Raw genomic sequence first — 23,428 nt, 5'->3', positions numbered from 1 at the left:
TGAGGAGCCGTGCAACATCCTTTGAATATTGTATCCAAGCGGAGAATTCTCTCCATTAAAAGTTTACCAGATCGCCCAGTTGATACGGGGATCACGGTCACCTGAGCGTAAATATCGGCTTAATCGTCCCAACATCACCACCCCCAGCCTGAGGCAACTCATCCTAGTCACTTAGGCAGAATCGCCGGCGAATATCTGGCAATAGCTCTCGTAACGCCGGGTATCGAGAATTCCGTCGGCGACCGCATTCTTCACGGCGCAATCGGCCTCGTGCGTATGGGTACAGTTAGGGAACCGGCAATGATTAATAAATGGACGAATATCACGGAATAGCCCGGCCACTTCTTCGGGAATAATATCCCACAGTTGAAACTGGCGAATCCCTGGCGTATCGATCACGTGCCCTTCGGTCGCCAGCGGAATCAGCGTAGCCGTGGTGGTCGTGTGCTTTCCCTTTTCATTTTCGCGGCTCACGGCATTCACGCGAAGGTTTAGTCCCGGCTCGATGGCGTTCAAGAGCGACGACTTCCCGACCCCACTCTGCCCCGACAAAACCGTATCCTTACCGTGCAGTGCCTGGCGAAGCCGCTCGATGCCAATCTCTTCTATGGCCGAAACAAGGTGGACTTCATACCCCAGGCTACCGTAAACGCCCACAATCGTTTGCAGTTCGGCCGGATCCAAGAGATCGACCTTATTGATGCAGATGATTGGGCGAATGCCGGCGTACTCGGCGGTGATCAGATAACGATCGATCAGGTTGGGCTTGAGCCCCGGTTCGGCCGCGCTGCCGACGATGATCAACTGATCGACGTTGGCCACAATGATATGCTGACGATTGCGGCTGGTGCGACTAAGCACCCCGTAGCGAGGTTCGACGCTCTCGATGATCCCTTCGCTCTCGCCACTGGGACGAAACCAGACGTGATCGCCGGCTGCCACCACGTGCCGCGAGTCGGTTGACATCGTCTTCAATAAGCGTCGCGTGGCACACTGATAGACCGACTTATCCGGGGCTTCCACCTCGCTAATGAGCCCTTGCACTCGCAGCACACGTCCAGCCAGGCAGGTCTCTTTATCGACGTGAATCGAGAGATTGTCGCCGATTTCGCCATCTTCACCTTCCTGGGTGACGATCGTCCGCTTACGACTGAGTTCGCCCTTGCCCGAGATGCGTTCGCGACCGACCGATTTGTCGACGTCGAATTCGTCTCGGTTGAAACGCTTAGTAATGTCCCCTTGCCGTACTTTTTGGGTACGGTTCTTACGGAACTCTACGCGGCGTTTTTGCTGGCCCTTACCTTTTTTCGCCATGAAAGCTCTGGTCCTCTCTCTTGGTTTGCGTGAGAGGAAACTTAGTTGGACTCTTCTGCCTTCAGGTCATCGGTGTTGATCTCGGCAGGCGGAGCAGCGTGCCCGTTCGATGCGATTTCCATTTCGGAATTCAGCTTGCTCGCTTTCGATCGATGGACCGACGGACCGATCAACTGTTCGACTTCCTGATCAGAAAGCTCTTCATGTTCGCAAAGCGAATTGGTCAGCTTGATCAGTTTGTCTTTGTTGGTGGTCAGGACATCGATTGCCTTGTCGTGGGCTTCGTGCAGAATACGTGCGACTTCGTCGTCGATGATCTGCATCGTGTGTTCACTGAAGTGGCGATTCTCGTGAATTTCGCGGCCGAGGAACGGATCTTCGTCGGTGATCTTATAGTTGACCGGTCCCAGGCGTTCGCTCATGCCCCACTGGGTTACCATGCGACGAGCCATCTTGGTTGCCCGTTCCAGGTCGTTCTCGGCCCCGGCACTCAGTTCGTTGTAGGCAATCTTTTCGGCAGCCCGACCGCCCAGAATGAAGGCCAGTTGATCGTACAGTTCGCTTTCGCTGATGTTCATCCGGTCTTCTTCGGGCAGCGTCTGCGTCACGCCGAGTGCTCGACCGCGCGGGATCACCGTCACCTTGTGTAGGCGATCGACGCCTGGCAGCAGCCACGAAAGCAGCGCGTGGCCCGCTTCGTGGTAAGCGGTCTTTTCCTTCTCGCGAGCCACCAACGCTTCTTCACGCCGGGCACCCATCAAGATCTTGTCGCGGGCATACTCGAAGTCTTCCATCGTCACCGCATCGCGATCCTGTCGCGTCGCCCAGAGGGCCGCTTCGTTGATCAGGTTGCGAATATCGGCACCGGTCAGCCCCACGGCACCTGCGGCCAGGCGATCGATATTCACGTCGTCTGCCAACGGCACATCACGGACGTGGACCTTGAAGATCTCGACACGTCCCTTCAGGGTTGGTCGATCGACGGTGATATGCCGATCGAAACGGCCTGGGCGAAGCAATGCTGGGTCCAGCACGTCAGGGCGGTTGGTCGCGGCAATGACGATGACCGTCTCGCCTTGGACAAACCCGTCCATCTCGCTGAGGATCTGGTTGAGCGTCTGTTCCCGTTCGTCGTGACCACCACCCAGACCCGCACCGCGTTGACGACCGACCGCATCGATTTCGTCGATGAAGATGATCGAGGGGCTGTTGTCCTTGGCGGTTTTAAACAGGTCACGCACGCGGCTGGCACCCACACCGACAAACATCTGAATGAATTCCGAGCCGTTGATTGCGTAGAATGGCACGCCAGCCTCGCCGGCGATCGCCCTGGCCAACAGGGTTTTACCGGTACCTGGAGGGCCCACCAACAGCACACCCTTGGGGATCTGCCCGCCGAGACGTTCAAACTTCTCCGGAGTGCGAAGGAAATCGACGATCTCCAGCAGATCGCTCTTCACCCCTTCCAGACCGGCAACGTCCTTGAACGTGACTGCCTTGCGGGTTGCTTCGTATCGCTTGGCAGGGCTCTTGCTGAAACCAGAAAGGAAGCCGCCACCCATGATTTGATCGCGGCTGCGGCGGAAGCTGTTCCAGATGATGAAGAGAAACACCAGCGGCAGCAGCATGATGACGATCCAAATGATCGACTGCATGGCCCGGGAGGAGTTGTCGTAGTCCCAGCTCAGGCCGGGCTGCTTCTTCTTCTGGTCGACAAGCATCGTCGTGAGTGCTTGGAAGGCCGGCGAGTCCTGCGCAGCAATCCGCGTACGGAACGCCTTGGGGCGTTTCACTGGATTGCCGTCGGAATCTAGCTTGTCGACTTCCTTGCCGTCCTTGGTCTCCTTGGCGATCAGGGGGACCTTCAGTTCGCCGCGGGCTTCCATGTCTCCCAGGACGACCTTTTCGACGTTGCCCTTTTTGAGTTGCTCTTCAAACTCGGAAGTTTTCAGCGTGGTATAAGGAGAGTCAGCGGTCGAGATCAGCATCAAGACGACGGCAGCGAGCAAGATGCCCAGTGCGACGACGGTAAAATTAGGCCGCATGCCGCCTCCTCCACTGGGGCGTTCATTGGGCTGATCTTCGTTACGCGGATTTTCCGCCATGCAATTATCCTTTGCAGTCGGACAAGTTCACGGTTCTTTAACGTTTTATACGCCGCTACATTGTAGCAGTTAATAGGTTCCCGGGGCGGGGGCGGTACGAATAATCGCCCTGCCTAAGGTGAACCGCCAATAATTATTGCGAATAAACAACTTAAGTAAAAAGGGGCTACCCGACTATCATGCCTCGAAAGAGCAATGTCCCGATTCGAAAACGAGCGGTGGTGGGGGTGATTCTCCGCCATAACACGTTTCTAACGATTCGTCGCAGCCAACAGGTAGTCGCTCCGGGCAAGGTCTGCTTCCCGGGGGGCGGCATCGAGCACGGCGAATCGGAACAACAGGCTCTTGTTCGGGAAATCCGGGAAGAACTTGGAGTGGCCGCCACTGCCGGGACACGACTTTACGAAACGGTAACGGCCTGGGGAACATCGGTCGCATGGTGGCATGCGCACCTGGAAGAAAACGCCCAACTGGTGATCCACGACGCCGAAGTGGCCGAAACGCGGTGGCTGACTCCGCAGGTCCTTTTGCGGGATCCCGATTTACTTTCCAGCAATAGAGACTTCTTGGTGGCCTGGGGGCAATCGACGTTCGCTATTCCTGGAATAGCGGTTCCTCCCGATTGGGATGAAATTTCCGGTTGAAAAGCTCCGGATCGAATTCGTCGCGAACCTCAGGCTTCTCTTTCTTCGGCACGCCCTTCTGAGGCATCGATCGATAAGGACGCTCGCGGCCACCCATCATCGCATTGGCATTGCCGCCGAAAACGGGATTTGCCGGAGTCGCCGGGAGGGGTTTCGACATCGCCGGACCAGGATCGGCCAACGCCTTCGGAAGGTCCGCTGGGGCATTGAACGATGCCGGGACGATCGAATTATCGACTCGATTTCGCGATGGCTTGGCTCCCTGGGAAGCTGCGTACACCCATGCCTGGATGGCTCGTAGCTGCTGAGGCGATAGGTTCGGAGAAGTTCCATCGCCGTGACGCGTTCCACTCTGGACGAGTAGCTGACTCTTATGAGGTTGCTCGTAGTCGATGAAATTGAGCGCCGCATTCATGTTGCGGACCGTCATCCGCTGAGGAATCGAGCGAACGTTCTCGAATTCGACTAGCCGGAACGCATTCTCTGAATTCTCAGCATGACAACGGCTCGCGGCGCAACTGTTGAGCATGATTGGCTGCACCGTGCTGGTGTAGTACCGCACAATTTGCGGTGGAAGCGACGGATCAGGCTGATCGCTTTCGACCTCGTCAAGCATCTGCTGAGGTCGGGTCACTGGCAACGAGTATTGAACGGTCTTGACCTGGCCGTGGTTGTTTCGTTCGTTCAACTTCACCTGGTACAGGCGATCCAAGCGAACCACATCGGGATCGTCAGGCCCCGAACGCATCGCGATTGCATGGTGGTATGCGGCTTCTTGCCACAACTCCAGCCCCAGGCACCAGTTGGCCAATTCGACGTGATGGCTGAGTGTTGTCGTTCCGACGCGTGCCTTCTGCCGCAAATAGGCTTCTTCCAGCGAACGGCAAGCAAACGCGACCCGCTCGGCCGGCATTCGAATGACGGAGTCTTCATTGATCGCCAACGAATAGAACTCGCCTTCCTGCGTAATCCTCCCCCGCATGGCGTTCCCATTGGTAAGAACGAGAACTCCTTCGTAGGGCGCCGTAATCGGCGGTTGGCCCCAAAGAGCCGTCACGAAAGAGAAAACGAGGGCGATCGTAAGGATGGTGTTTTTCATAGTGGCGAGACGCTACCAAGGAGTTGGCGGTAACGTCAATCTCAGATTTCGGCCCCCTCGCCACCCTTTGGGACTGGTTTTCTGGGATTCCAAGCCCCACTATTCGGTGAATCCCGCACAATAGCGATGAAGAAAACTTAATAGCGCGATCCATCCAACATCTTGCCACGTATAGGGTTTCAGCACCTAGCTGATTTCCCTTGTGTGAACTAAGATGATGGCTTGCTACTGCTATCGCACGGTTCTTAAGAGGGTGGTGACATGACGGAAGAGTCAACCCGCATGCATGTGGTCGTCTCCGGACAAGTGCAAGGTGTCGGATTCCGACAATCCGCCACGCAGATTGCGAAGTCGTTTCCCGTGGTCGGCTGGGTGAAGAATCTCCCCAGCGGCAATGTGGAAATCGTCGCCGAGGGAACCAAAACAGCATGTAGCGACTTCCTGGCCTCCATTCGTGACCGGATGTTTGAATACATCAGTGACGTGGAATGCCAGTGGACGGAACCTACCAACGAATTTGAGACTTTCGAGATCCAGTACTAATCCAATCCTCGCGAAGTAGCCTTTTCCTCTGCTTCGTGGCTGACAACTCGCTATTCCTATATGATCCCGATCAACTCTTCCCTGTTTGGTTTTTTCTTCTACATCGCAGAACTCAACCGCCAACATCTGGCCACAGCTGTTTGGCTGTTCGCCGTTGGCGTGGTTCTTGGTCTTTTAGCCGTGGCCCTGCTATGGGCATTGCTGCTGGCGGTTTCGCCGAAACTCGGTGGCCGCTGCACTCAGGCACTCAAAGGCCCTGTGTTGATGCCGATCTCGGTGGTCATGGGTATCTGGGTCGTATTGGCCTTTGCCCTGGTGCCGATGGTCCCCAACTCGATGGAGATCCTCAACTCGCTGAAACAAATTCCAACCACCGGGGAATCAACGACCGAGATTGTCGTTCCCGTAGCCTCGGGCGAAGTGGATAAGTTCGGCAACGTTCCGGCCGAGTCGCTTGAGATCACCGTGCTGACCGATCAACTGCGAAAGATGACGGTCGACAGCACCGGTAAGATCGAACTCGTCGCTCGACTGCAAGACACAGACGAAGACGTGGTCGCCTTTGACGTCAGTGGTGGTGAACGCTTCGAGTGGCGACGCGGTGACCGTGGTACGCTGCTGCGAAAGATCCCGGCCGGCGAAACGATCGACCTCTACGCTCGAAACATCACGAACTCTGATATTCAAATGGATATTACGATCGTCACCGAGCCAGAGCACATCGAAGCCGAGTCGATCTTCTTCATCGCCGCGCTGGTCTTTCTGATTTACGGCAGCTACTTCGCGATGGTCTGCGTGCTGCCCAAGATGTCGGCCATTGCCGAAGCGACCGTTCGCAGCGAAATCTACCAACTCCTGTTTTTGATTTGTGCGGTCGTTGGCTGTTTGTTCATGGTGGCCTCGATCTACATTCCGTATCAAACCTTCGGCGAAGACATCAAGGTGCTCAAGCACACCTGCCTGCAGGCCATGATGGTACTTGGAATTGTCGTTGCCGTTTGGGCTGCCAGCCGAAGTGTTTCCGAAGAAATCGAAGGGCGAACCGCTCTCACGCTGCTTTCCAAGCCGGTTAGCCGTCGTCAGTTCGTACTTGGCAAGTTTGCCGGCATTGCCTGGCTGGTGAGCGTCCTGTTCATCATGATTAGTTCCGTCTTCGTGGTCGCAGTCGCTCAAAAGCCGATCTTCGACAAACGCGAAGGGGCAACGATCGAGTACGAAGGTGAAAAGGGCGTTACCTGGCAACTGCTGCACCATGAAGCCATGTCGGTCACGCCGGGCGTGCTGCTGGTCTACATGGAAACGTTGGTTCTCGCTGGCGTTTCGGTGGCCATCTCGACACGGCTTCCCATGGTCGCCAACTTCATGCTCACCTTTGGTATTTGGGCCCTGGGGCACTTAACGCCGTCTATTATGGAGGCGTCGGTCGAAGGGTTCGAACCGGTGCAGTTCGTGGCGAGTTTCGTCGCGACGATATTACCGGTGCTCAAAAACTTTGAAATCTACGGTGCCATCTCCGCCGGGCGCGAGATCCCGATGATGTACATCGCGGGTGCGGCCATGTATACGATCCTGTACGGAGCACTCACCATGCTGCTGGCCCTGATCTTGTTTGAAGATCGCGACTTGGCCTAGTCGACCAGACGCACTCGCCTTGCCGCAGGAGCAATCCCATTAGATCCAGGTCTACATAACGAGTCCTGGGTGGCCCAGAGTTTTATCTCTGGGTGGCCGTAGGTCACACGCGGCTCATGCAATAGGTGAGAACAAGATAGAACGTTTCTATCTTAAGTGAGGTCCATTCATTAGCCGCTTGTCGGCTGCGCCGACCCAGAGATAAAACTCTGGGCCACCCTGACGAGGTCTCGCCGGGCCATACAACAAAAAAACCACCGTTTTCCGACGGTGGTTTTTTTGTTTGTATCTGTTGAACGACGTTATGCGGCCTTTTTGATTGCCACAACGTGTTTTGGCTCGGGTCGCATGGTGGGACCAACCAGGTTGAAGTTGCCACCATCCCAGCGATGCTGCTGGACGGCGTCACTGATCTTCAAAGCAACCGACAGTGCTTCCCGGGCAGCCTGACCGGTAACGGTCGGCGTCAAACCACGTTGAATACAATCGGCGAATTCTCGCAGCTCGGCATCGATTGCGTTGCCAGGTGCGACTTCGATCTCTTGGCAAGGCAAAACAGTCGAGAACAAATTGTCGCGTACCCAACCCTTTCCTTCAGCGGAAAGGCCGTGCACCTGAGCGGCACCCTGCTTGACGATGTCGTCGGCCACGATCGACTTCACTTTGCGAGTCGTAAAGTCGACACCGACAAAGCCGGCATCGCTGAAGACTTCCATGTGCCGCGAAGGATTGAAGCTGGCACGAGAAGCGGTCAAGTTTGCCACACAACCGTTGGCAAAGGTCAGACGCGTCTCAACAATGTCTTCGTGCGGACCGAATACGGTGAGCCCCGTTGCCTGAACATCGACAACCGGACTGCGAACCAGCGACAAGACCAGGTCGATATCGTGGATCATCAGGTCAAGCGTGACACCGACGTCCACGGAGCGGAACGTATAGCCGCTGGTGCGTTCGCCGCGGATAAAGCGTGGCGAATCAACCTTCTTGCAAGCCTCGCGAAAAGCCGGATTGAAACGTTCGACATGGCCAACCTGTAGCACGCTGCGGTGCTGCTCGGCCAGTTCGATCAGTTCATCGGCGTCTTCGGTGGTCAGCGTGATCGGCTTCTCGATCAAGACATGCTTGCCGGCACTCAACAGCGGCGCGGCGACGTCTTTGTGATAGAGCGTGGGAGTGGCGATGACGGCGGCGTCGATCTGGGAAGCGATTTCGCTGACGTCGTCATAGCCCTTGATCTTGTGCTCTTTGCAGAAAGCATCTCGAGCTTCTTTGGCCGGATCGACCACGCCGACCAGCTTGAATGCCGAGATACCCTTGGCCAATTTGGCGTGGATTTTTCCCAGGTGGCCGGTCCCAATGACCGCGAGTCTTACCTGACGCATTGCCAACTTCCTCTGTTTAGGTCGCACGGCGTTACGAAGCGTTCAACTTAGAAAAATCAGGCGGTCCGCCGCGACAAATAGGCAACCTGATTTTCCTTCAGAAGCTGCTTAACCAGCTCTGCATTCAAACGATGACCGCTACGATTCGCGATGACCGTTCCTTGGATATCGCAACCTGCCAGGGCCAGGTCTCCGAACAGATCGAGAACTTTGTGACGAACACATTCGTCCTCGAAGCGGAGTTCGTTGTCGATCGGACCTTCCGGACCAAAGACCAACAACTCGCTAAAATCGACATGCGTTCCCAGCCCTTGCTGACGCAGCCATTCTGCTTCCTGAAGTAGCAAAAATGTGCGAGCCGGAGCTAGTTCATTTTGGAAATATTCGGGGCTGATTTTGCCTTCGAGTGTCTCTCGGCCAATCAGGCCTTCGTTGCCGAAATCCAAGCGGTATTTGAATTTCATCCGCTTCGATCCACTCGGGCGAGCTTCCACCCAGCACTCGTCATCACCAACGCGAACCACTTCGGAGATTGCCAAAACGGCACGCGGGGCGGTTTGTGTTTCAATACCGGCAGCCAGGACCTGCTCGACGTAGTCCTTGGCGGATCCGTCCATGCCGGGCATCTCGGCTGAATCGACGTGGACGTAGCAGTTGTCGACCTGTAGGCCGGCCAGTGCTGCGAGAACGTGTTCGACCATCTCGACCGTCGCGCCCTGATAAACCAGGTTCGTGCGGCGAGGAACTTCTACCCGGTAATCGACCAGGGCAGGAATTTGCGGTGCACCTTCCAAGTCTTCGCGAACGAAGACAATGCCGGTGTCTTCTGGGGCTGGCTCGAAGCGAACAGTCACTTCTTTACCGCTCCAATACCCGCGTCCCGAGACGGATGCGGAAGCTTTAAGAGTTTGTTGAAATCGTGCGATCGGTTCGCCGTGATTGGCGAGGGATGCGGAGTTCATAGAGGCAAAGTCTAGCCAAGTGCGGCGAAGAAAATCATTAAAGCGAAAAAGGCGAGACCAACCTTGCGGCCTCGCCTTTGTTCGTTGTAACCATCAAAATGCGAGTCCGACTTACTAGCGAGGCAGTGGAACCTGGCTGCCAGGGACGGCTGCATTACGTTGAACACCGTTGTTCAGGATGTTCAGAATGTCGTAGGTGATGTCGATCTGGTTTTGGTAGATCACCGGACGATTGACACCTTCCAGAACCGATTGACGGTTGGTTGGATCAATTTCGTTGCTGTTGTAACGCAGCACCAAGGTGATGTTGTGACGTTGAGCGAAGGTCGAAACCGTCTGCGTCACTTGGTTGTAGGTGTTGAAGTAGACACGGGCTTCACGTTCCATGAATTCCTTCTTCTGCAAACCAACTTTGACCTGCAGGTCGGCCTGAACTTTGGCCATACGTTCTTCCAAGGCTTTGTATTCCGGGGTACCGGCTTTGTAGCCTTGCAGCTCTTCGACCATCTTCTTCATCTGGTCGCGATCTTGAGTCAGAGCCTGCTCTGCTGCATCGACCGAGCCCTTCAATTCGTCCATTTGCTTCTTGAACAAAGCATGGTTCTTGAAGATGACCGGGATGTCGATCACGGCAATGTTACCGGCACTGGCCTGCTGGGCCGAGGCAGTGCTGACTTGACAGAAAGCGGTCAACGCGACCGCAACACAGAAACAAGAGAGAATTCGCTTCACTTTCAGCACTCCTTGCTGGACAAAACTGGTCCTCATGACCATCTCGTGGATCAGCCCATGGCGGGTGGCTGCCACGGAACAATAAAACGATTGCGAAATCGCAGTCTGAACGGGAAAGTCGCGACATTTTGCCGAAGTGCCGCGATCACGTAAAGTGCAATCTGAGTATTTTCTTGCCTCGCACTTTTCGGCCCGGATTTAGACCTTCGCGAGGTTACTACGCCCTATCGGCAAAGGTGGTTCGGCACCCGCGAGGAAAACCCCACTCACGCGGCAAAACCAGCCCGAATTGTGGGCTAGCATGGGCTCTGGCAGATACCCATGCTCGCAGGTCTTCCCAGATTAAAAGCGTGCTATCGTGGGGGTGCCAGGGTGACGGTCAGCTTCACTTCGTTTCCTTCACGCAGGACAACTACCTCGACCTTGTCGCCAGCTTTGAATTTCCGCAGTGCGGCATCAAAGTCTTCGAGTCCGCCGATTCGGTTTCCGCCCAAATCGATCAGGATGTCACCTCCCTTGATACCGGCATCCGCGGCGGGGCTACCAGGGCTGGTTCCTTGGATGCCATACCCTTTGCCGATCACCGTGAAGTCCGGAATGCTGCCGAAGTAGGGGCGAGATCCGCCTCGCATCTCGGGCTGCTTGGATTTGACGGCGACATATTGCGGCCGGTCGTTGGCCTTGTCGATCGCGATAAGAAAATCGATCCCGTAATCAATAATCCGGGCCATCCCCTCGTAGTTGATCTTGTCGGCATCGTCGCTGGGGCGGTGGTAGTCGTTATGCGTCCCAGTGAACAGGGCCAGCACAGGCAACTCCTTGGCGTAGAACGATGCATGATCGCTGGGACCGAATCCGCCTGGATCTTTGGTGAGCTCGAACTTGTGCTTCTCGTTCAAGTGATCCAACAGGGGCTCGAACATTTCTGCCGTGCCGCTTCCCATCGCGATCAGCTTGTTCTCGTTCAGGCGGCCCACCATGTCCATGTTGAACATCATGAGCGTCTTATCGAGCGGAATAACAGGCTCTTTCACATAGTGAGCACTGCCCAGTAGCCCTTCTTCCTCGCCGGTGAAAGCGATCACCAGGATTCGATGTCGCAGCTGATCTTTCTTCGTCACCAACCGACGAGCAACTTCCAGCAAGGCAGTCGTTCCCGAGGCGTTATCGTCCGCACCGTTATGAATCTCGTGGGTCAAAGGTGCCAGGCTGCCAGAGCCCCCCATGCCGAGGTGATCGTAGTGAGCCCCGATAATAATGACTTCGTCCGAGGTGGCGTTGGGGGCCTCGATCATGCCAATCACGTTATGAACAGTCGCCGTTTCACGAACGATATCGGTTTCGCCGACGGCTTTCCAACCTTCCAGGGTCCCGACGACTGGCTTCAAGGTGTGATCGATTCCCATTTCGATATCACTGAGCGATTTACCGAATTGTTTTTCGATCAGCGGCTCGAAGACACTTCGTTTGGCGAACATAACCGGGAAATTCGGGCGGGTCGATTCGGCCCCTGCCCCAGTGAGGGGAATCACCTCATCCATGCCCTCTTCGAGTGACTCACCGTACTCGGCAATCCTCTTGCTCAGCTTGGTGACGTCTCCCAAGTACGCTTTGACATCTTCCGGCGAATGCATCTCCTTGGCCGAGTACTCTTGCTGAAGCTTCACCAGATCAGCCACTGCGGTATCGAATGCGGCTTTCACGTGAGCACGAATCTGGTCGAGCCCTTGGTCATCGTTGATCAGAATAACGCCGGCGGCTCCGTTTTGATAAGCGTTAGAAATCTTGCGGCTGAACAGGGCATGCTGCGAGGCCTTGGTACCGTCGAACACGCTATGCGGATTGCCCTGCTGCGGCTCTTTCCGCAGGATCACGACCACCTTCCCCTTGACGTCGATGTCGGCGTACTCGTCGTATTCCAGCTTGGGAGCCGAAATCCCATAGCCCACAAATACCAGCGGGGCATCGAACTGGTTGCTGCCACCCACCGACAGGGGTGTGAAATCTTCACCCAGCTTTAATTCCTTAGCTTCTTCGCCCGAGACTATCTTCAGCACGTTCTTGTCCTTGGATCCCATCTCGGACGATACGTTGACCTCGAACTCCTGAAATGGCGATCCGTTCACCAAGTCGGTTTTCAGGCCGATCGCCTCAAACTGCTTGGCGACATACTGCGAGGCTTCTTCCAAACCGTCACTGCCGATACCTCGACCTTTCAACTCGTCGGAGGCCAGGTAGCCAAGGGTGTGCTTCAAAGCAGCTGTGCTCGATGCTTCGCCAGCGGCAACCGCGGCATCTTCAGCCAGCAGACCAGATGGGGTCGCCAAAAGCAGCAAAAGAAAGAAAGAACGCGAGAGCATGGTTAGGTTGGGCATGGATGCGTTTTTCCGCGAAGGAGGGATTCACCGATTTGGGGGAAGTTGGGCAACCTTCGATTCTTTTCCGTAGGCCCCACGGCGTCAACCGTTGCTATAGCGCATTGCCAGCCGATGGCCAATCGTCGTAAAATCATATCCGAGTTGAATTTCAACACGTTCTGTCCGCCGAGTCGCCCTTCCCCGAGATTTCCAGTTTGGCTTCACTATTTGTCATCCAAGGCGACGACCAGGGACGCCGATTCGAATTGGCCCGCGATATGATCTCGATTGGTCGAGATCGCGGAAACGAGATCGTTCTGCACGATACCGAGATTTCCCGTCGACATGCCGAAATCCGCATGAACGACAGCGGCTTCATGCTGGTCGACCTGCAAAGCTCCAACGGCTGCTACGTCAACCAGAAGCGGGTTACCGAATGTCAGCTGACACATGGGGATCGCTTGCAGCTGGGCCATACGCTGATGATTTTCACGCATACGGCATCTGCTCCGGCGACACGCCCCATTAGTGTGAGTCTGCAGGAAAAGCATCGCGAAGGTTCGCGGATCATTCATTCGATTCGCCACGAAGAAGGCAGCCAGATTTTTCTGCCTTCAGAACTTCGCGAGCCAGGCGAATCGCAGCATCTGCAAGACAATCTGCAGCTGATCTACGATACGGCCTTGGCGGTCAGTCGCACGCTCGATATCGATCAACTGCTCGATTACCTGTTGGGGCTAATCTTCAACTGGGTCGAGGCAGACCGTGCTTGTATCGTGCTGATCGACTCACAAACCAAGCTACCCGAAGCGAAAGCCCAGCGTGTTCGCGAAGGACGCTCGGGCGTCGACGAAGCGATCACCATCAGCCGTACAATTCTTGACTATGTGCTGACCAATCGCGAAGGGGTGCTCACCACCGATGCCCAGGACGACCAACGCTGGTCGCCGGAAGGAAGCATCATCAATAGCGGCGTGAACGAAGCGATCTGCGTTCCCATGCAAGGCCGCTACGGCATTGTCGGTGCCATTTACATCGATACGTTCATTCCGCCTGACATGACGTCGTCGACCACCCAATCACGCTTCACCGAAGAACATTTGAAGCTAATGATCGCGATCGCTCACCAGGCTGCTCTGGCGGTGGAAGACACACACTACTACTCGGCGGTGGTGCGCAGCGAACGACTGGCGGCCATGGGACAGGCCGTGGCCGCAATTTCCCACCATGTGAAGAACATCCTGCAAGGCATCCACGGCGGTAGCTACATCATCGAAGAAGGCATCAAGTCGGGAAAACTCGATGTCGTTCAGCATGGCTGGGGCATCGTTTCCCGCAACCAGGACCGTATTGCCCATTTGGTAATGGACATGCTTTCCTTCAGCAAGGAACGCGAGCCAGACCGCAGCAATGCGTCGCTCAACGACGTGGTCGAAGACGTCGTCAACTTGATGCGAACCCGAGCCAAGGAGATCGGCGTCCTGCTCGAGTTCCGCCCCGATATCGACCTGCCGATGGGACTGTTCGACGAAGAAGGGATCCATCGGGCGGCATTGAACGTGGTCAGCAACGCCATCGACGCCGTCAGCGAAGCCGAAGAGCCGCGGGTAATCGTTTCAACCGAATTCCGCGAAGCATCGCGAGAGCTCGTCTGCACGGTGGAAGATAACGGGCAAGGGATACCTGCCGAAATGCTGGAGCGGATCTTCTCCGCCTTTGAATCGACCAAGGGAAACCGCGGCACCGGGCTTGGCTTGCCAGTGACCAAAAAGATCCTGCAAGAGCACGGTGGCGACGTGCTGGTCGAAAGCGAGCCAGGGACAGGAACCAAGTTCCTCATGTATTTCCCCTGGATCGCGGTGCCGACGGAAGAAACCCGCTATTAACCGCTGGGCCTGTTATCGTTTGTACCCGGCCGGCTTTCCAACAAACGGGTTGCCTTCGATCTCATCACCGACGGACGTGGCTGGCCCGTGCCCCGGCAAAACGATCGTATCGTTGGGCAGAGTGAAGATCTCTTCTTCGATCGCTTGCTTCAAGTCGGCGAAGCTTCCGTCCGGGAAGTCGGTTCGACCGATGCTTCCCTTGAACAGAACATCCCCCCCCAACACGATGGTCCGGGCACCATCCTTCACGATAAAGATGACGTGGCCCACACTGTGCCCAGGTGTCTCGCGAACCTCAAAATCAATCTCCGCGGCGGAGTAAGTATCGCCACCCTTTACGGTCTGATCTTCTTTCGGACTGATCAATGGGAGGCCAAACTGGCCGCTTAGGTTCTTGATCGGGTCGGTCAGCTTTTCGGCATCTCCGTGCCCAATCACTAGGGGGGCATCAGGATACAGCTGCTTCATGGTGCCGTTGCCAGCGATGTGGTCGCTATGCCCGTGGGTGTTCAAAATGGCGACAACATCAAGATTCCGCTCCTTAAGCACTTGCACTATTTTTTCTGGCTCTAAACCAGGATCGACGACCACGCATGACGCAAGCCCTTCCCGATAAAGGACATACGTGTTTTCATCGAACGGCATACTGACGATGCGTAAAAAATTGATCTCAGCCATTGGCAAAAGATCGCACTCCACTTTGCGGACAAAATTAGATACAGTGATTGCGCATGATAAACCATCTGGCGAGTTCTTGGTAATCTGTAAAACTTTAACGCTCGTTTGGAAGGTATTTATCTTGCCGGCATCAACATTGCGATAAGACGCTCTAGAGCATTCTTTCGCTCATGTTGGCAGAAACAATTGCTAGCAATCGCCACCTCATCAAACTTACGGCGAAACGTACTTTTCCTCGCACGGAACGCGAGAATTATAAAGACCGGAATAATAACGGAGATTGATCATGACCAAGTCCCTCATTTCGCGTCGTACGCTACTCGCTGGCGGTACGGCTCTAGCCTGCGGGCTGACCCGGGCGACTTACGGTGAGGATCAACGTCAGGGCCTACGTGAGCCTGTTTATCGGGTTTCCAACCGTACGAACAATCCCACGCAGCAGGTCCAGCAGGTAGCCGCTCAGCATCCGCTGACCCCGGCCCTGGAACTCGCCGAACGCGGGCTGCAAAGCATTAACTCGAACATTCGTGACTACGAATGCACCCTGGTTAAACGTGAACAGATCAACGGCAAGCTCGGCGATCAAGAGTTCATGTATACCAAGATCCGCAACGAGCAGATCGACCAACGCGGTCAGGTCCTTGCACCATTCAGCGTTTACATGTACTTCCTGAAGCCTTCGAACTTGAAGGGTCGTGAAGTGCTGTACGTGAAGGGTCACAACAACGGCAACCTGATGGCTCATGAAGGAACGGCGCTACTCAAGCACGTGACCGTTTCGCTTGATCCCAACGGTACCCTGGCCATGCGTGGTCAGCGTTACCCGATCACCGACATCGGTATCAAAAACTTGATTGTCCGGCTGATCGAAGTCGCCAAGCAGGACATGCAGTACGGCGAGTGCGATGTGAAGTTCTACAACGGTGCCAAGATCAACGGTCGCGTCTGCACCGTGATCGAAGTGATTCACCCAGTGCCTCGCAAGAACTTCCGCTTCCACAAAGCTCACGTCTTCATCGACGACGAATTGCAAGTGCCGATTCGCTTCGCTTCGTGGGACTGGCCAAAGCAACAAGGCGGCGAGCCACCCATGTTGGAAGAGTACACCTACATGAATTTGAAGCTTAACAATGGCTTCACCGATGCAGACTTCGATCCGCATAACGATAAGTACGGTTTTAACGTTTAAGACGATTAGCCGACTTTGATAACGCTCAAAATCCCGGTCCTAAAGGGCCGGGATTTTTTATGCGCCGGCATCACCAATTACGATACAGGTAGCCCCCATACCCCACCCTTTTGCGGTGGTTCCCATCGAATGCCCCGGCGATTGCCTGCATGAACGTTCAACTCCGCGCTGGAAATGCCCTCACGCCAGGAGAGCTGGCTGCCTGGAAATCCATCCTGGCCAACAATCCAACGCTCGATAGTGGATACTATCGTCCCGAACTCACCCTGGCTGCGTCCCGTGTGCGAAGCGACGTGGAAGTCGCCATCGTTTCCGAGAACGGTAAGCCTCAGGCCTTCTTCCCCTTTCAGCGTGGCGACAATCAATGCGCGTCCGCGGTCACCGGTCGCCTGTCTGAATTCCACGGCATGATCGTGCCGCAGGACTTCGCGTTCGACCCACGCGAGATCGTAAAAGCTTGCGGTATTCGCTCGTGGCGATTCGATCACGCCCCGGTCTGGCGCACCGAGCTCGAGCCGTTCGCCTGGGCACGCTCCGAGTCCCCTTTCATGGACCTCTCAAGCGGCTATGACGCCTATACTGAAAAGCTCCGCGAGCGAGGCTCTTCCGCGATTAAGCAGACGCAGCGGAAACAACGCAAACTGGCTCGCGAAGTGGGACCGCTTCGCTTTGAATACAATACCGACGCCCCTGAGGTCTGGGACGCGCTGGTGAAGTGGAAGTCCGAGCAGTACGTCCGTACCAACACGCTCGATATCTTCCGCTACGACTGGGTACACGAACTGCTTCAATCGATTCGGTCTGAGAAAAGCCCGGAGTTCTCGGCACCACTGTCGGCGCTGTGGGCCGGCGACCAACTCGCCGCGGTTCACCTGGGTCTCGCCAGCAGCACGGCCATGCAGATCTGGTTTCCGGCCTATAACCGAGACCTGCAGAACTACTCGCCGGGCCTTGTGATTCTGCTGGAATTAGCTTCCGCCGCCGCGGAGCATGGCATCCAGCGGATTGACTTTGGCAAAGGGGAAGAACGCTACAAGTACGAGTTCTCGACCGACGTGTTACCGCTATTGGAAGGTGGTATCGACTTCCGCTTCGCCATGCCGACCATCCTGGCCAGTTGGAACAAACTGAACCAAGCCATTCGGCGTTCCCCATGGCGGAAACAACTCGAAGCCCCCATCCTGGCGACGCGCCGCTTCCGACAATGGATGGCGTTTCGATAGCGATTACGAGTCGATATCGACTTCTTCTTCCTGAAACGATTGCCGTACCCACCACACGCTCAGCGTCATCAGGCCAATCACGATGACGGCCGTGACCAGAAACAGGCTGAAGCCCTGGACCTCGCCGGCCTCTTCATGCTTGGGAATCAGGGCCGCGAAGTCGATCGATGCGACACGGATCAGTTCTCGCACGACCGCGCCGCAAAAGAGCATCCCGGCAAGCAGCCCCAGCCGCGGCCCAATCCAGTTGCGACTGGTGGCCATGGATTCGGAATACCAAAGCGCGATCTGCCCGGCCCACAGGACCAAGCCCAGTCCCAACCAAAGGTAACCCGCACCCTTGTTCACGGCGGCGAAACCAGGGATGGAAACTCCGATAGCGGTTAGCGAAGCCACGGCAAATAGACCTAGTCCGGCGAGGGCCAGCCAGCGTAACCAACCGACGGTCGGTAAGTCTTCGTCGGTTGCAGTTCCTTCACGAAGGTAGGCCAGTTGTGCCGTCACGACCGAAGCCATGCTCACGAATGCCACGCTCAGCCAGACCATCGAACGGGAAACAACCTGCACCGCGGCCAGCGGCAATACACCACTAGCGAAAGACTCGGGCCAGGCATCCGCCTGGCTGGAAACCAAATGATTCGCGGTCCAGCAGAACCCGATGAACACGAACAGCCCAGCATTCACCGCCGCGACCAGTGCTCGCTGCCACCAGGCTAGTCGTTCAAACCACTGACTCTTGAGCACGTACAACAGATAAAACGCGGCGATCAACGCAGGGATAACCACCATCCATCGCCAGCCCAGTAATAGGTTGGCGGTGTAGAAGTTGTACGGTTCGAGAATCTGCACGAACAGCAGCGGCGCGACCCCAAAGGTAATCGCGGCACTCAACCCAAATGGCATCCAGTCGCGCAGTACGCGGATCACGGGATTCGCCAGCAGGGCTTCTTTGTCGGTGCGATACCAAACGCTGGCACCTACGATCGTCAGACAGCCAGCCACAACGAAATGCATCGAAAGGTGATGCGTGACGAAGGTCGCCAGGTACAGCAGCATGTACGTCAGCGACGTCATGGGCAAGTCAAAGGGAAACGGCATTAGCGGCCTCCCTTCATGGCAACATCCGATCGCTGATGCAAGCCTGACGCCGGCTCGGTTCCCGCCGCGTCCAACCATTTTTGAATATTGGTCAAGGCTTCTTCTTCCAACGGTGCTTCCGCCGCGTCATCATCCCCGTGCTCAACCCACTTCAGATAACGAACCAGCGATTCGAGTTCCTCCGGCGTGCCAGCAAACGGTGGCATGAATGGCTTGGTGTGCTGCAGCTTGGCGAAATTCATTCGCATCTGATCCTCGTCCCAGGTCTTCGTCAGCTCGGTCACGCCATTGATACCGACCACCGTATGACACACGGCACACTGGCGTCGAAAAACCTTGGCTCCACGGGTTGTGATCTCGCCGGCGACTTTCGTTCCCTCGGTCAGAGGATACGGGTCGTTCGCCAGGCAGCCATCCTTTCGCATCTGGGCGACCTCATCAGGAAAGATCCCATTGGAGTACATCCAGTAGCGAATCGAATAAGGCTTTCGGGAACCTTCGCGAACGAATTCCCCACCAGCGGTCGCCCCAAAGGCGAGCATCAGCAGCAGTGTGCCCGTGGCTCCGTTGATGTACAGCTTCTGCAGAAACATGCCGATGAAAGCGTACCCACCGATCGCGACCGACGCCCCAACCGAGATATTCATGAACAAGGTCATCGCGGGGCTGCCCCCCATCACCCAGGCACGGCTGTCTTCCGGCATGGCCAGCATGAACCAGCCACCCAGGATCGGCATCAGCACCATCGGAACCAGAAGGTGGGCCGCATAGTTGATCAGGGTGCGTTTCTCTTCCTGCTGGAGCTTGGACATCGTGTTCACCACGATACACGCTACCAATCCAGAGAGCGTCAACGCCACAATCGTGCGGAAGAACAAGCTCGGCCAGAACGTCGGATTGAAGAACCCTGCGACGATCGAATGCCCTTCGATCCATCCGCCTGGCGTAAGCTGCCAGCTGATAATCCCATTGATCAAAAACAGGCTCATCCACGCCGCAAACGCGTACATGCCCAGTAACTTCAAACAGGCCGCATCGCTGATGTTTCGGTGATAGCGGTAAAAGAGATACCCGGCGAAGATTTCCAGCAGAAAGAAGAGGTACTCCGTCGCCCAGATCCAATGGAAATTACGAATCATCTCGCCGATGGTCGGGGCACTGACCTGGATGGCCGTGAACCAGATACCAACTCCGGTCACTGCCCCGGCTACGAAGCTGATCAGTACCAGCCACTTAAAGTAGCCATGCACAAACAGGCGGGCATTGGCGCAGCGGCCTGTCATCGCCAGCCACTGGAAATAACACAGCAGCATGCCCCCGCCCACCGCAAATTGGGCGAGAAAGACGTGAACGACCGCCACAATCGCCATCAAAATCCCTGGCATCAGCGGGTCGTATTGATTGACCGGATAGACTTCCATCGTCGCGAAGTTTCCTCAATGCACGTTGTCAATCGAGTGGATATCTGTCCCCCTACCTTACAAGCCGAGGGGATAGAACCCAGTGCGGCATATTGCCGCAGTACGAGAAAGCCGAAGAAATATCGAATCCTTGGTTCAATTCAGCTTCGGCAAATGCCATTCCTTCTATACGCTATAGCTTAGGCGCACAAACCACCATCGCACTACCCGGAGTTCCGCGTATGGCAGAGTTTCTTCATGTTAAGACGGACGATGGCGAAGTCTACATGGTCAATCTAGAGCATGTACATCACGTCCACGAAAACCCGAACAGCGGTCGAGTTTATGTCAGGATGACCAATCGAGCAGGCGTCGAAGATCTCACGTTCGCCATCGGAGAGACGCAACGTCGCGAGATCATCAAGTTCTTTGAGTGGAAATGTCTGAATCGCGATTTCTAGCGCGAAACGCGAGCAATCACCATTAGAAGCGTATGCACGTGCGTATCGCTGTGGCTGCGGGCCATGACGATGCTGGCCTCGTTTTCGTCGACCAGCGTGTTCGAGGTCATCTCGGTTTGTTCCCGCTCGCGGGGTGGGTGGTGACCGCTGATGATCACCGGCACTTCGCTCAGCACGGTGATCCCGAGTCCGAATCGCTCTTCGTCCAAAACCCAGGGTACGGCAGTGACTTTGGTCTGGGCCGCTTGTATCGGTGGACCGCCACGATGCGGTTCCGGCCCGCCTGCGAAATTGGTGGCGAAGTTCACGCGTTGTTCCAGATCTGGAAACGTATGCAGCGTGTAAGCATCGACAGCGGCCGCCATGGCCTCTCTTTCTTTGGGCAGCAGCCGACGGATGGCGCCGTGCAGGGTGCTCCAAGACTTGGACTCGTGCTGCTTCACCACCGTCGAAATATCGTCGATGAGACCCTCGCCGAAGCCGCCGTGGCGTGCATCGACGGCGACGGTTACCACCATCAGCTCTAAACCGATCTTTGTAGGGTTGGCCGGTTTGGCCGTTTGAGCCGAAGCAGCCCCGGTAAAAAACAATGTCAGCAGTATCACAGTCAAGCGGCAGAGCATAATGATCCTTTCGATGAGCCAAGGGAGAGGAGGTACTCATCAGCTACGACGAATACCACCACGCAATGGTTTTCTGCCGATTCAGTTCCACTGAACCAAAATGACCACTTCTTCGAATGTATCGCCACTTTGCTTGGCGATTTCCGTCAGAATACCAGCCTCACCGGCCGGCAGGACCAGTTTGCCTTGAGCCGTGATCGTAGCGATCGTCGGGGGCGGCACCGGCTCGCTCACCGGTGTGCGGGCAAAGGGCGAAGTAGATCGACTTGAACGGGGGGATATGCCTGGGGATGTGTTGGATGAACCCTCAGTTTCGGCGTCATCCCCGCCAGCGGGTTCAGTCGACTCTTCCGCTGCGTCGTCCTCATCATCTTCATCATCGTCGGCGGCGGCCTGTTCGAGGTACGACTTCTCGAATTGAACCGACAGACCTAGCTTATCGCTATCTTTGATGGTGGCTGACTCGACACGCACCATGGTGCCTACCTGCTGCATGTTGTACGAAACGGCCCTTCCTCGGCTGCCCATCGAAGTGGTGCCTGAGACATAAGGTTCGCTTCCGCCACGCTGGACGAGAATCGACTCGCCGTAGGTCGACTGAGCCTGGATCAAATCGACCAGGCTGGCACCACGACTATCGGGATCGGCCAGCCATGGAAGAATCCGAGCCGAAAGGGATGGACCAGCACCATCGAGCACACTCGACACCTCGCTGGCCAAAGTTCGACTCGGTAGCGCGTCACTGGTGCGACGCAGCATAACAATCTCGACTTTGAAGGCTTTCGCGGGGACGACTTCTGGCTTGACAACTAACTGCCTGACTGGTCTGACCGGCTGGTCGTTTGCGGCGGCTGGCTTCGCGTCGGCCTGGACAACAGGGGTATCTCGGGGGTAATACCTCGTGCGATCGGTTGGGTTGCCTGCACGAGCTGCTTCCTCGCGGTTGCGTCGGAACCGCTCGGGCGTGCCTTTCTTAAGCTCTTCGATACCATCGTTGAACTGCTCGAAGGTGATGACCACACTTTCGACTTCTCGCCCCTTAGCAAAATGGGCCTTCAGCGACGCAGGCAATCGTTGGACCTCTTCGCTGGTGAGTCGGCGATCGCCATTGGTATCAAGCGAGGAGAACATCCGTGATACAGGACTAGGGCTTCGATCACGTTCGCGAGCACTGTCCGTGGCCGACTCTGTGGCATCAGCCGCGTCAGCTTCGTCTTGAGAAAATACCTGCGATGGGGCAGCGAAAAGTGAAAAGGCAACAAGACAGAAAAGAATGCGGAGAGACATGAGGGGGCTCCTTGTTCAGGCAGAATGACTCGCGCAGGCTCGATTCTAGCCCCCTGAATGGATGCCATGCAACTAATCCGCTGGAAACGGCGCCGGATCGGCCAGGTGCACACGAACCAGAATCACCAGTTCGCGGGTCACTTCCTTGCCGTCTTGCCGCTTGACCTGCAGTAGACCTCCCAGCGAAAACGTTTCCTGCGGATCTAACTCGATGCGTGTATTGATCGACTGCCGATGCAGAACAGGCACCGCCGGTGCATCAGGCTGATCCGCGTCGATAACGTTCTTCATCGTCGCCGGCATGCGTTTGTCGAAACGGAAACGCACGTGCAGCTTTCCGCTTGGCTTCTTATCGACGCGGACGGTTGCCTCCAAGCCATCGCTAAGCAGATTCTCGCCTGGCATCATCGGGATGTCCGCGGCCTCGAACATCGCCTTGGGATCTTGAAACTTGGCCGCTAGTGAGTGCCGCGTGGCGAACTCGACTTCTTCGCCCAGCGGGACCTTCAACTGCATCAGGTCGATTTCGATCAGATCGCGATTCTGGACTCGCAGCCAATCATCCAGAAAGGGAACCAGACCTTCCTTCGCCAGTCCCGATTCGGGAAGCAGCTTCTCGAATTCCTCTTTCAGCGGCGTTTGATCCGGCGCCTGCTTAGTGCGTTCGACAAACGCCAGTTCGACCATTACCCGCGGCGACTGCCCCCAGGCAAATGCCGGCAAAAACGCCGAAAAAAGAGTAACCAGCATCAGGCAGCGTAAACAAACCATCGTTGACCTCCGCGTGCGAATCCCCACCGATTTGGGCCATAT

20 protein-coding genes are annotated in these 23,428 nt (G+C 56.0%); 7 read left to right on the top strand and 13 right to left on the bottom strand.

Translation table 11 applies throughout. The annotated features are described in order from the left end of the window. Window positions 1-171: 171 nt before the first annotated feature. Both rsgA and ftsH read right to left on the bottom strand, forming a co-directional pair. Entirely contained in the window at window positions 172-1,314 is a 1,143-nt protein-coding gene (gene rsgA / locus PSR63_RS20730; protein WP_274327585.1) for a ribosome small subunit-dependent GTPase A, read from the bottom strand. 41 nt (window positions 1,315-1,355) lie between these two features. Beyond that, window positions 1,356-3,419 (bottom strand): ATP-dependent zinc metalloprotease FtsH, encoded by a 2,064-nt coding sequence (gene ftsH / locus PSR63_RS20725; protein ID WP_274327584.1) that lies wholly within the window; start codon window positions 3,417-3,419, stop codon window positions 1,356-1,358. Window positions 3,420-3,598: 179 nt separating this feature from the next. Between ftsH and PSR63_RS20720 the strand changes: the two genes are divergently transcribed. Further along, the gene (locus PSR63_RS20720) at window positions 3,599-4,063 is read left to right on the top strand and encodes an NUDIX domain-containing protein (protein ID WP_274327583.1); all 465 of its coding nucleotides are present in this window, start codon (window positions 3,599-3,601) and stop codon (window positions 4,061-4,063) included. On the opposite strand, the gene PSR63_RS20715 is transcribed toward PSR63_RS20720, so the two are convergent. Then, window positions 4,014-5,162 carry a hypothetical protein gene (locus PSR63_RS20715; RefSeq protein ID WP_274327582.1) on the bottom strand — a complete coding sequence of 383 codons (1,149 nt, stop codon included), beginning with the start codon at window positions 5,160-5,162 and terminating at the stop codon, window positions 4,014-4,016. The two genes, PSR63_RS20720 and PSR63_RS20715, sit on opposite strands and share 50 nt — an antisense overlap. 261 nt (window positions 5,163-5,423) lie before the next feature. On the opposite strand from PSR63_RS20715, the gene PSR63_RS20710 reads away from it, so the two are divergent. Both PSR63_RS20710 and PSR63_RS20705 read left to right on the top strand, forming a co-directional pair. Next, entirely contained in the window at window positions 5,424-5,705 is a 282-nt protein-coding gene (locus PSR63_RS20710; protein ID WP_274327581.1) for an acylphosphatase, read from the top strand. 60 nt (window positions 5,706-5,765) lie between these two features. Next, a complete protein-coding gene (locus PSR63_RS20705) occupies window positions 5,766-7,337 on the top strand; it encodes an ABC transporter permease (protein ID WP_274327580.1) in 1,572 nt (523 codons plus the stop codon). 302 nt (window positions 7,338-7,639) lie between these two features. On the opposite strand, the gene PSR63_RS20700 is transcribed toward PSR63_RS20705, so the two are convergent. The 4 genes from PSR63_RS20700 to PSR63_RS20685 all read right to left on the bottom strand — a co-directional run bounded on the left by PSR63_RS20700 (window position 7,640) and on the right by PSR63_RS20685 (window position 12,788). Continuing rightward, on the bottom strand, window positions 7,640-8,719 hold the full coding sequence (locus PSR63_RS20700) for a Gfo/Idh/MocA family oxidoreductase (RefSeq protein WP_274327579.1): 1,080 nt from the start codon (window positions 8,717-8,719) through the stop codon (window positions 7,640-7,642). A gap of 56 nt (window positions 8,720-8,775) precedes the next feature. Continuing rightward, complete coding sequence (gene lpxC, locus PSR63_RS20695; RefSeq protein WP_274327578.1) at window positions 8,776-9,681, bottom strand: UDP-3-O-acyl-N-acetylglucosamine deacetylase; 906 nt, start codon at window positions 9,679-9,681, stop codon at window positions 8,776-8,778. A 114-nt stretch (window positions 9,682-9,795) separates the two neighbouring features. Beyond that, window positions 9,796-10,449 carry an OmpH family outer membrane protein gene (locus PSR63_RS20690; protein ID WP_274327577.1) on the bottom strand — a complete coding sequence of 218 codons (654 nt, stop codon included), beginning with the start codon at window positions 10,447-10,449 and terminating at the stop codon, window positions 9,796-9,798. A 317-nt stretch (window positions 10,450-10,766) separates the two neighbouring features. Next, window positions 10,767-12,788: a M28 family peptidase gene (locus PSR63_RS20685; RefSeq protein ID WP_274327576.1), complete on the bottom strand. Its 2,022-nt coding sequence runs from the start codon at window positions 12,786-12,788 to the stop codon at window positions 10,767-10,769. 197 nt (window positions 12,789-12,985) lie between these two features. On the opposite strand from PSR63_RS20685, the gene PSR63_RS20680 reads away from it, so the two are divergent. Beyond that, a complete protein-coding gene (locus PSR63_RS20680; protein ID WP_274327575.1) occupies window positions 12,986-14,656 on the top strand; it encodes an ATP-binding protein in 1,671 nt (556 codons plus the stop codon). Window positions 14,657-14,668: 12 nt separating this feature from the next. On the opposite strand, the gene PSR63_RS20675 is transcribed toward PSR63_RS20680, so the two are convergent. Continuing rightward, window positions 14,669-15,334 carry an MBL fold metallo-hydrolase gene (locus tag PSR63_RS20675; RefSeq protein WP_274327574.1) on the bottom strand — a complete coding sequence of 222 codons (666 nt, stop codon included), beginning with the start codon at window positions 15,332-15,334 and terminating at the stop codon, window positions 14,669-14,671. A 286-nt stretch (window positions 15,335-15,620) separates the two neighbouring features. Between PSR63_RS20675 and PSR63_RS20670 the strand changes: the two genes are divergently transcribed. Then, a complete protein-coding gene (locus PSR63_RS20670; protein WP_274327573.1) occupies window positions 15,621-16,523 on the top strand; it encodes a DUF1571 domain-containing protein in 903 nt (300 codons plus the stop codon). A gap of 149 nt (window positions 16,524-16,672) precedes the next feature. Further along, window positions 16,673-17,746 (top strand): GNAT family N-acetyltransferase, encoded by a 1,074-nt coding sequence (locus PSR63_RS20665; protein WP_274327572.1) that lies wholly within the window; start codon window positions 16,673-16,675, stop codon window positions 17,744-17,746. Window positions 17,747-17,749: 3 nt separating this feature from the next. Here PSR63_RS20665 and PSR63_RS20660 read toward each other — a convergent pair whose 3' ends face one another. After that, complete coding sequence (locus tag PSR63_RS20660; protein WP_274327571.1) at window positions 17,750-18,844, bottom strand: hypothetical protein; 1,095 nt, start codon at window positions 18,842-18,844, stop codon at window positions 17,750-17,752. Then, window positions 18,844-20,265, bottom strand: a complete 1,422-nt coding sequence (locus tag PSR63_RS20655; RefSeq protein ID WP_274327570.1) for a c-type cytochrome — start codon at window positions 20,263-20,265, stop codon at window positions 18,844-18,846. Before PSR63_RS20655 ends, PSR63_RS20660 begins: the two co-directional genes overlap by 1 nt. Before the next feature lie 221 nt (window positions 20,266-20,486). On the opposite strand from PSR63_RS20655, the gene PSR63_RS20650 reads away from it, so the two are divergent. Next, on the top strand, window positions 20,487-20,705 hold the full coding sequence (locus PSR63_RS20650) for a hypothetical protein (protein ID WP_274327569.1): 219 nt from the start codon (window positions 20,487-20,489) through the stop codon (window positions 20,703-20,705). Here PSR63_RS20650 and PSR63_RS20645 read toward each other — a convergent pair. The 3 genes from PSR63_RS20645 to PSR63_RS20635 all read right to left on the bottom strand — a co-directional run bounded on the left by PSR63_RS20645 (window position 20,702) and on the right by PSR63_RS20635 (window position 23,386). Beyond that, window positions 20,702-21,328, bottom strand: a complete 627-nt coding sequence (locus PSR63_RS20645; protein WP_274327568.1) for a hypothetical protein — start codon at window positions 21,326-21,328, stop codon at window positions 20,702-20,704. The two genes, PSR63_RS20650 and PSR63_RS20645, sit on opposite strands and share 4 nt — an antisense overlap. A gap of 81 nt (window positions 21,329-21,409) precedes the next feature. Beyond that, on the bottom strand, window positions 21,410-22,615 hold the full coding sequence (locus PSR63_RS20640) for a hypothetical protein (RefSeq protein ID WP_274327567.1): 1,206 nt from the start codon (window positions 22,613-22,615) through the stop codon (window positions 21,410-21,412). 72 nt (window positions 22,616-22,687) lie between these two features. Further along, window positions 22,688-23,386 (bottom strand): hypothetical protein, encoded by a 699-nt coding sequence (locus PSR63_RS20635; RefSeq protein ID WP_274327566.1) that lies wholly within the window; start codon window positions 23,384-23,386, stop codon window positions 22,688-22,690. Window positions 23,387-23,428 lie beyond the last annotated feature (42 nt).

The sequence above is a fragment of the Bremerella sp. P1 genome, from assembly GCF_028748185.1.
In the GTDB taxonomy this organism is placed as follows: Bacteria; Planctomycetota; Planctomycetia; order Pirellulales; family Pirellulaceae; genus Bremerella.
This window is presented reverse-complemented; position numbering and strand designations above follow the sequence as displayed.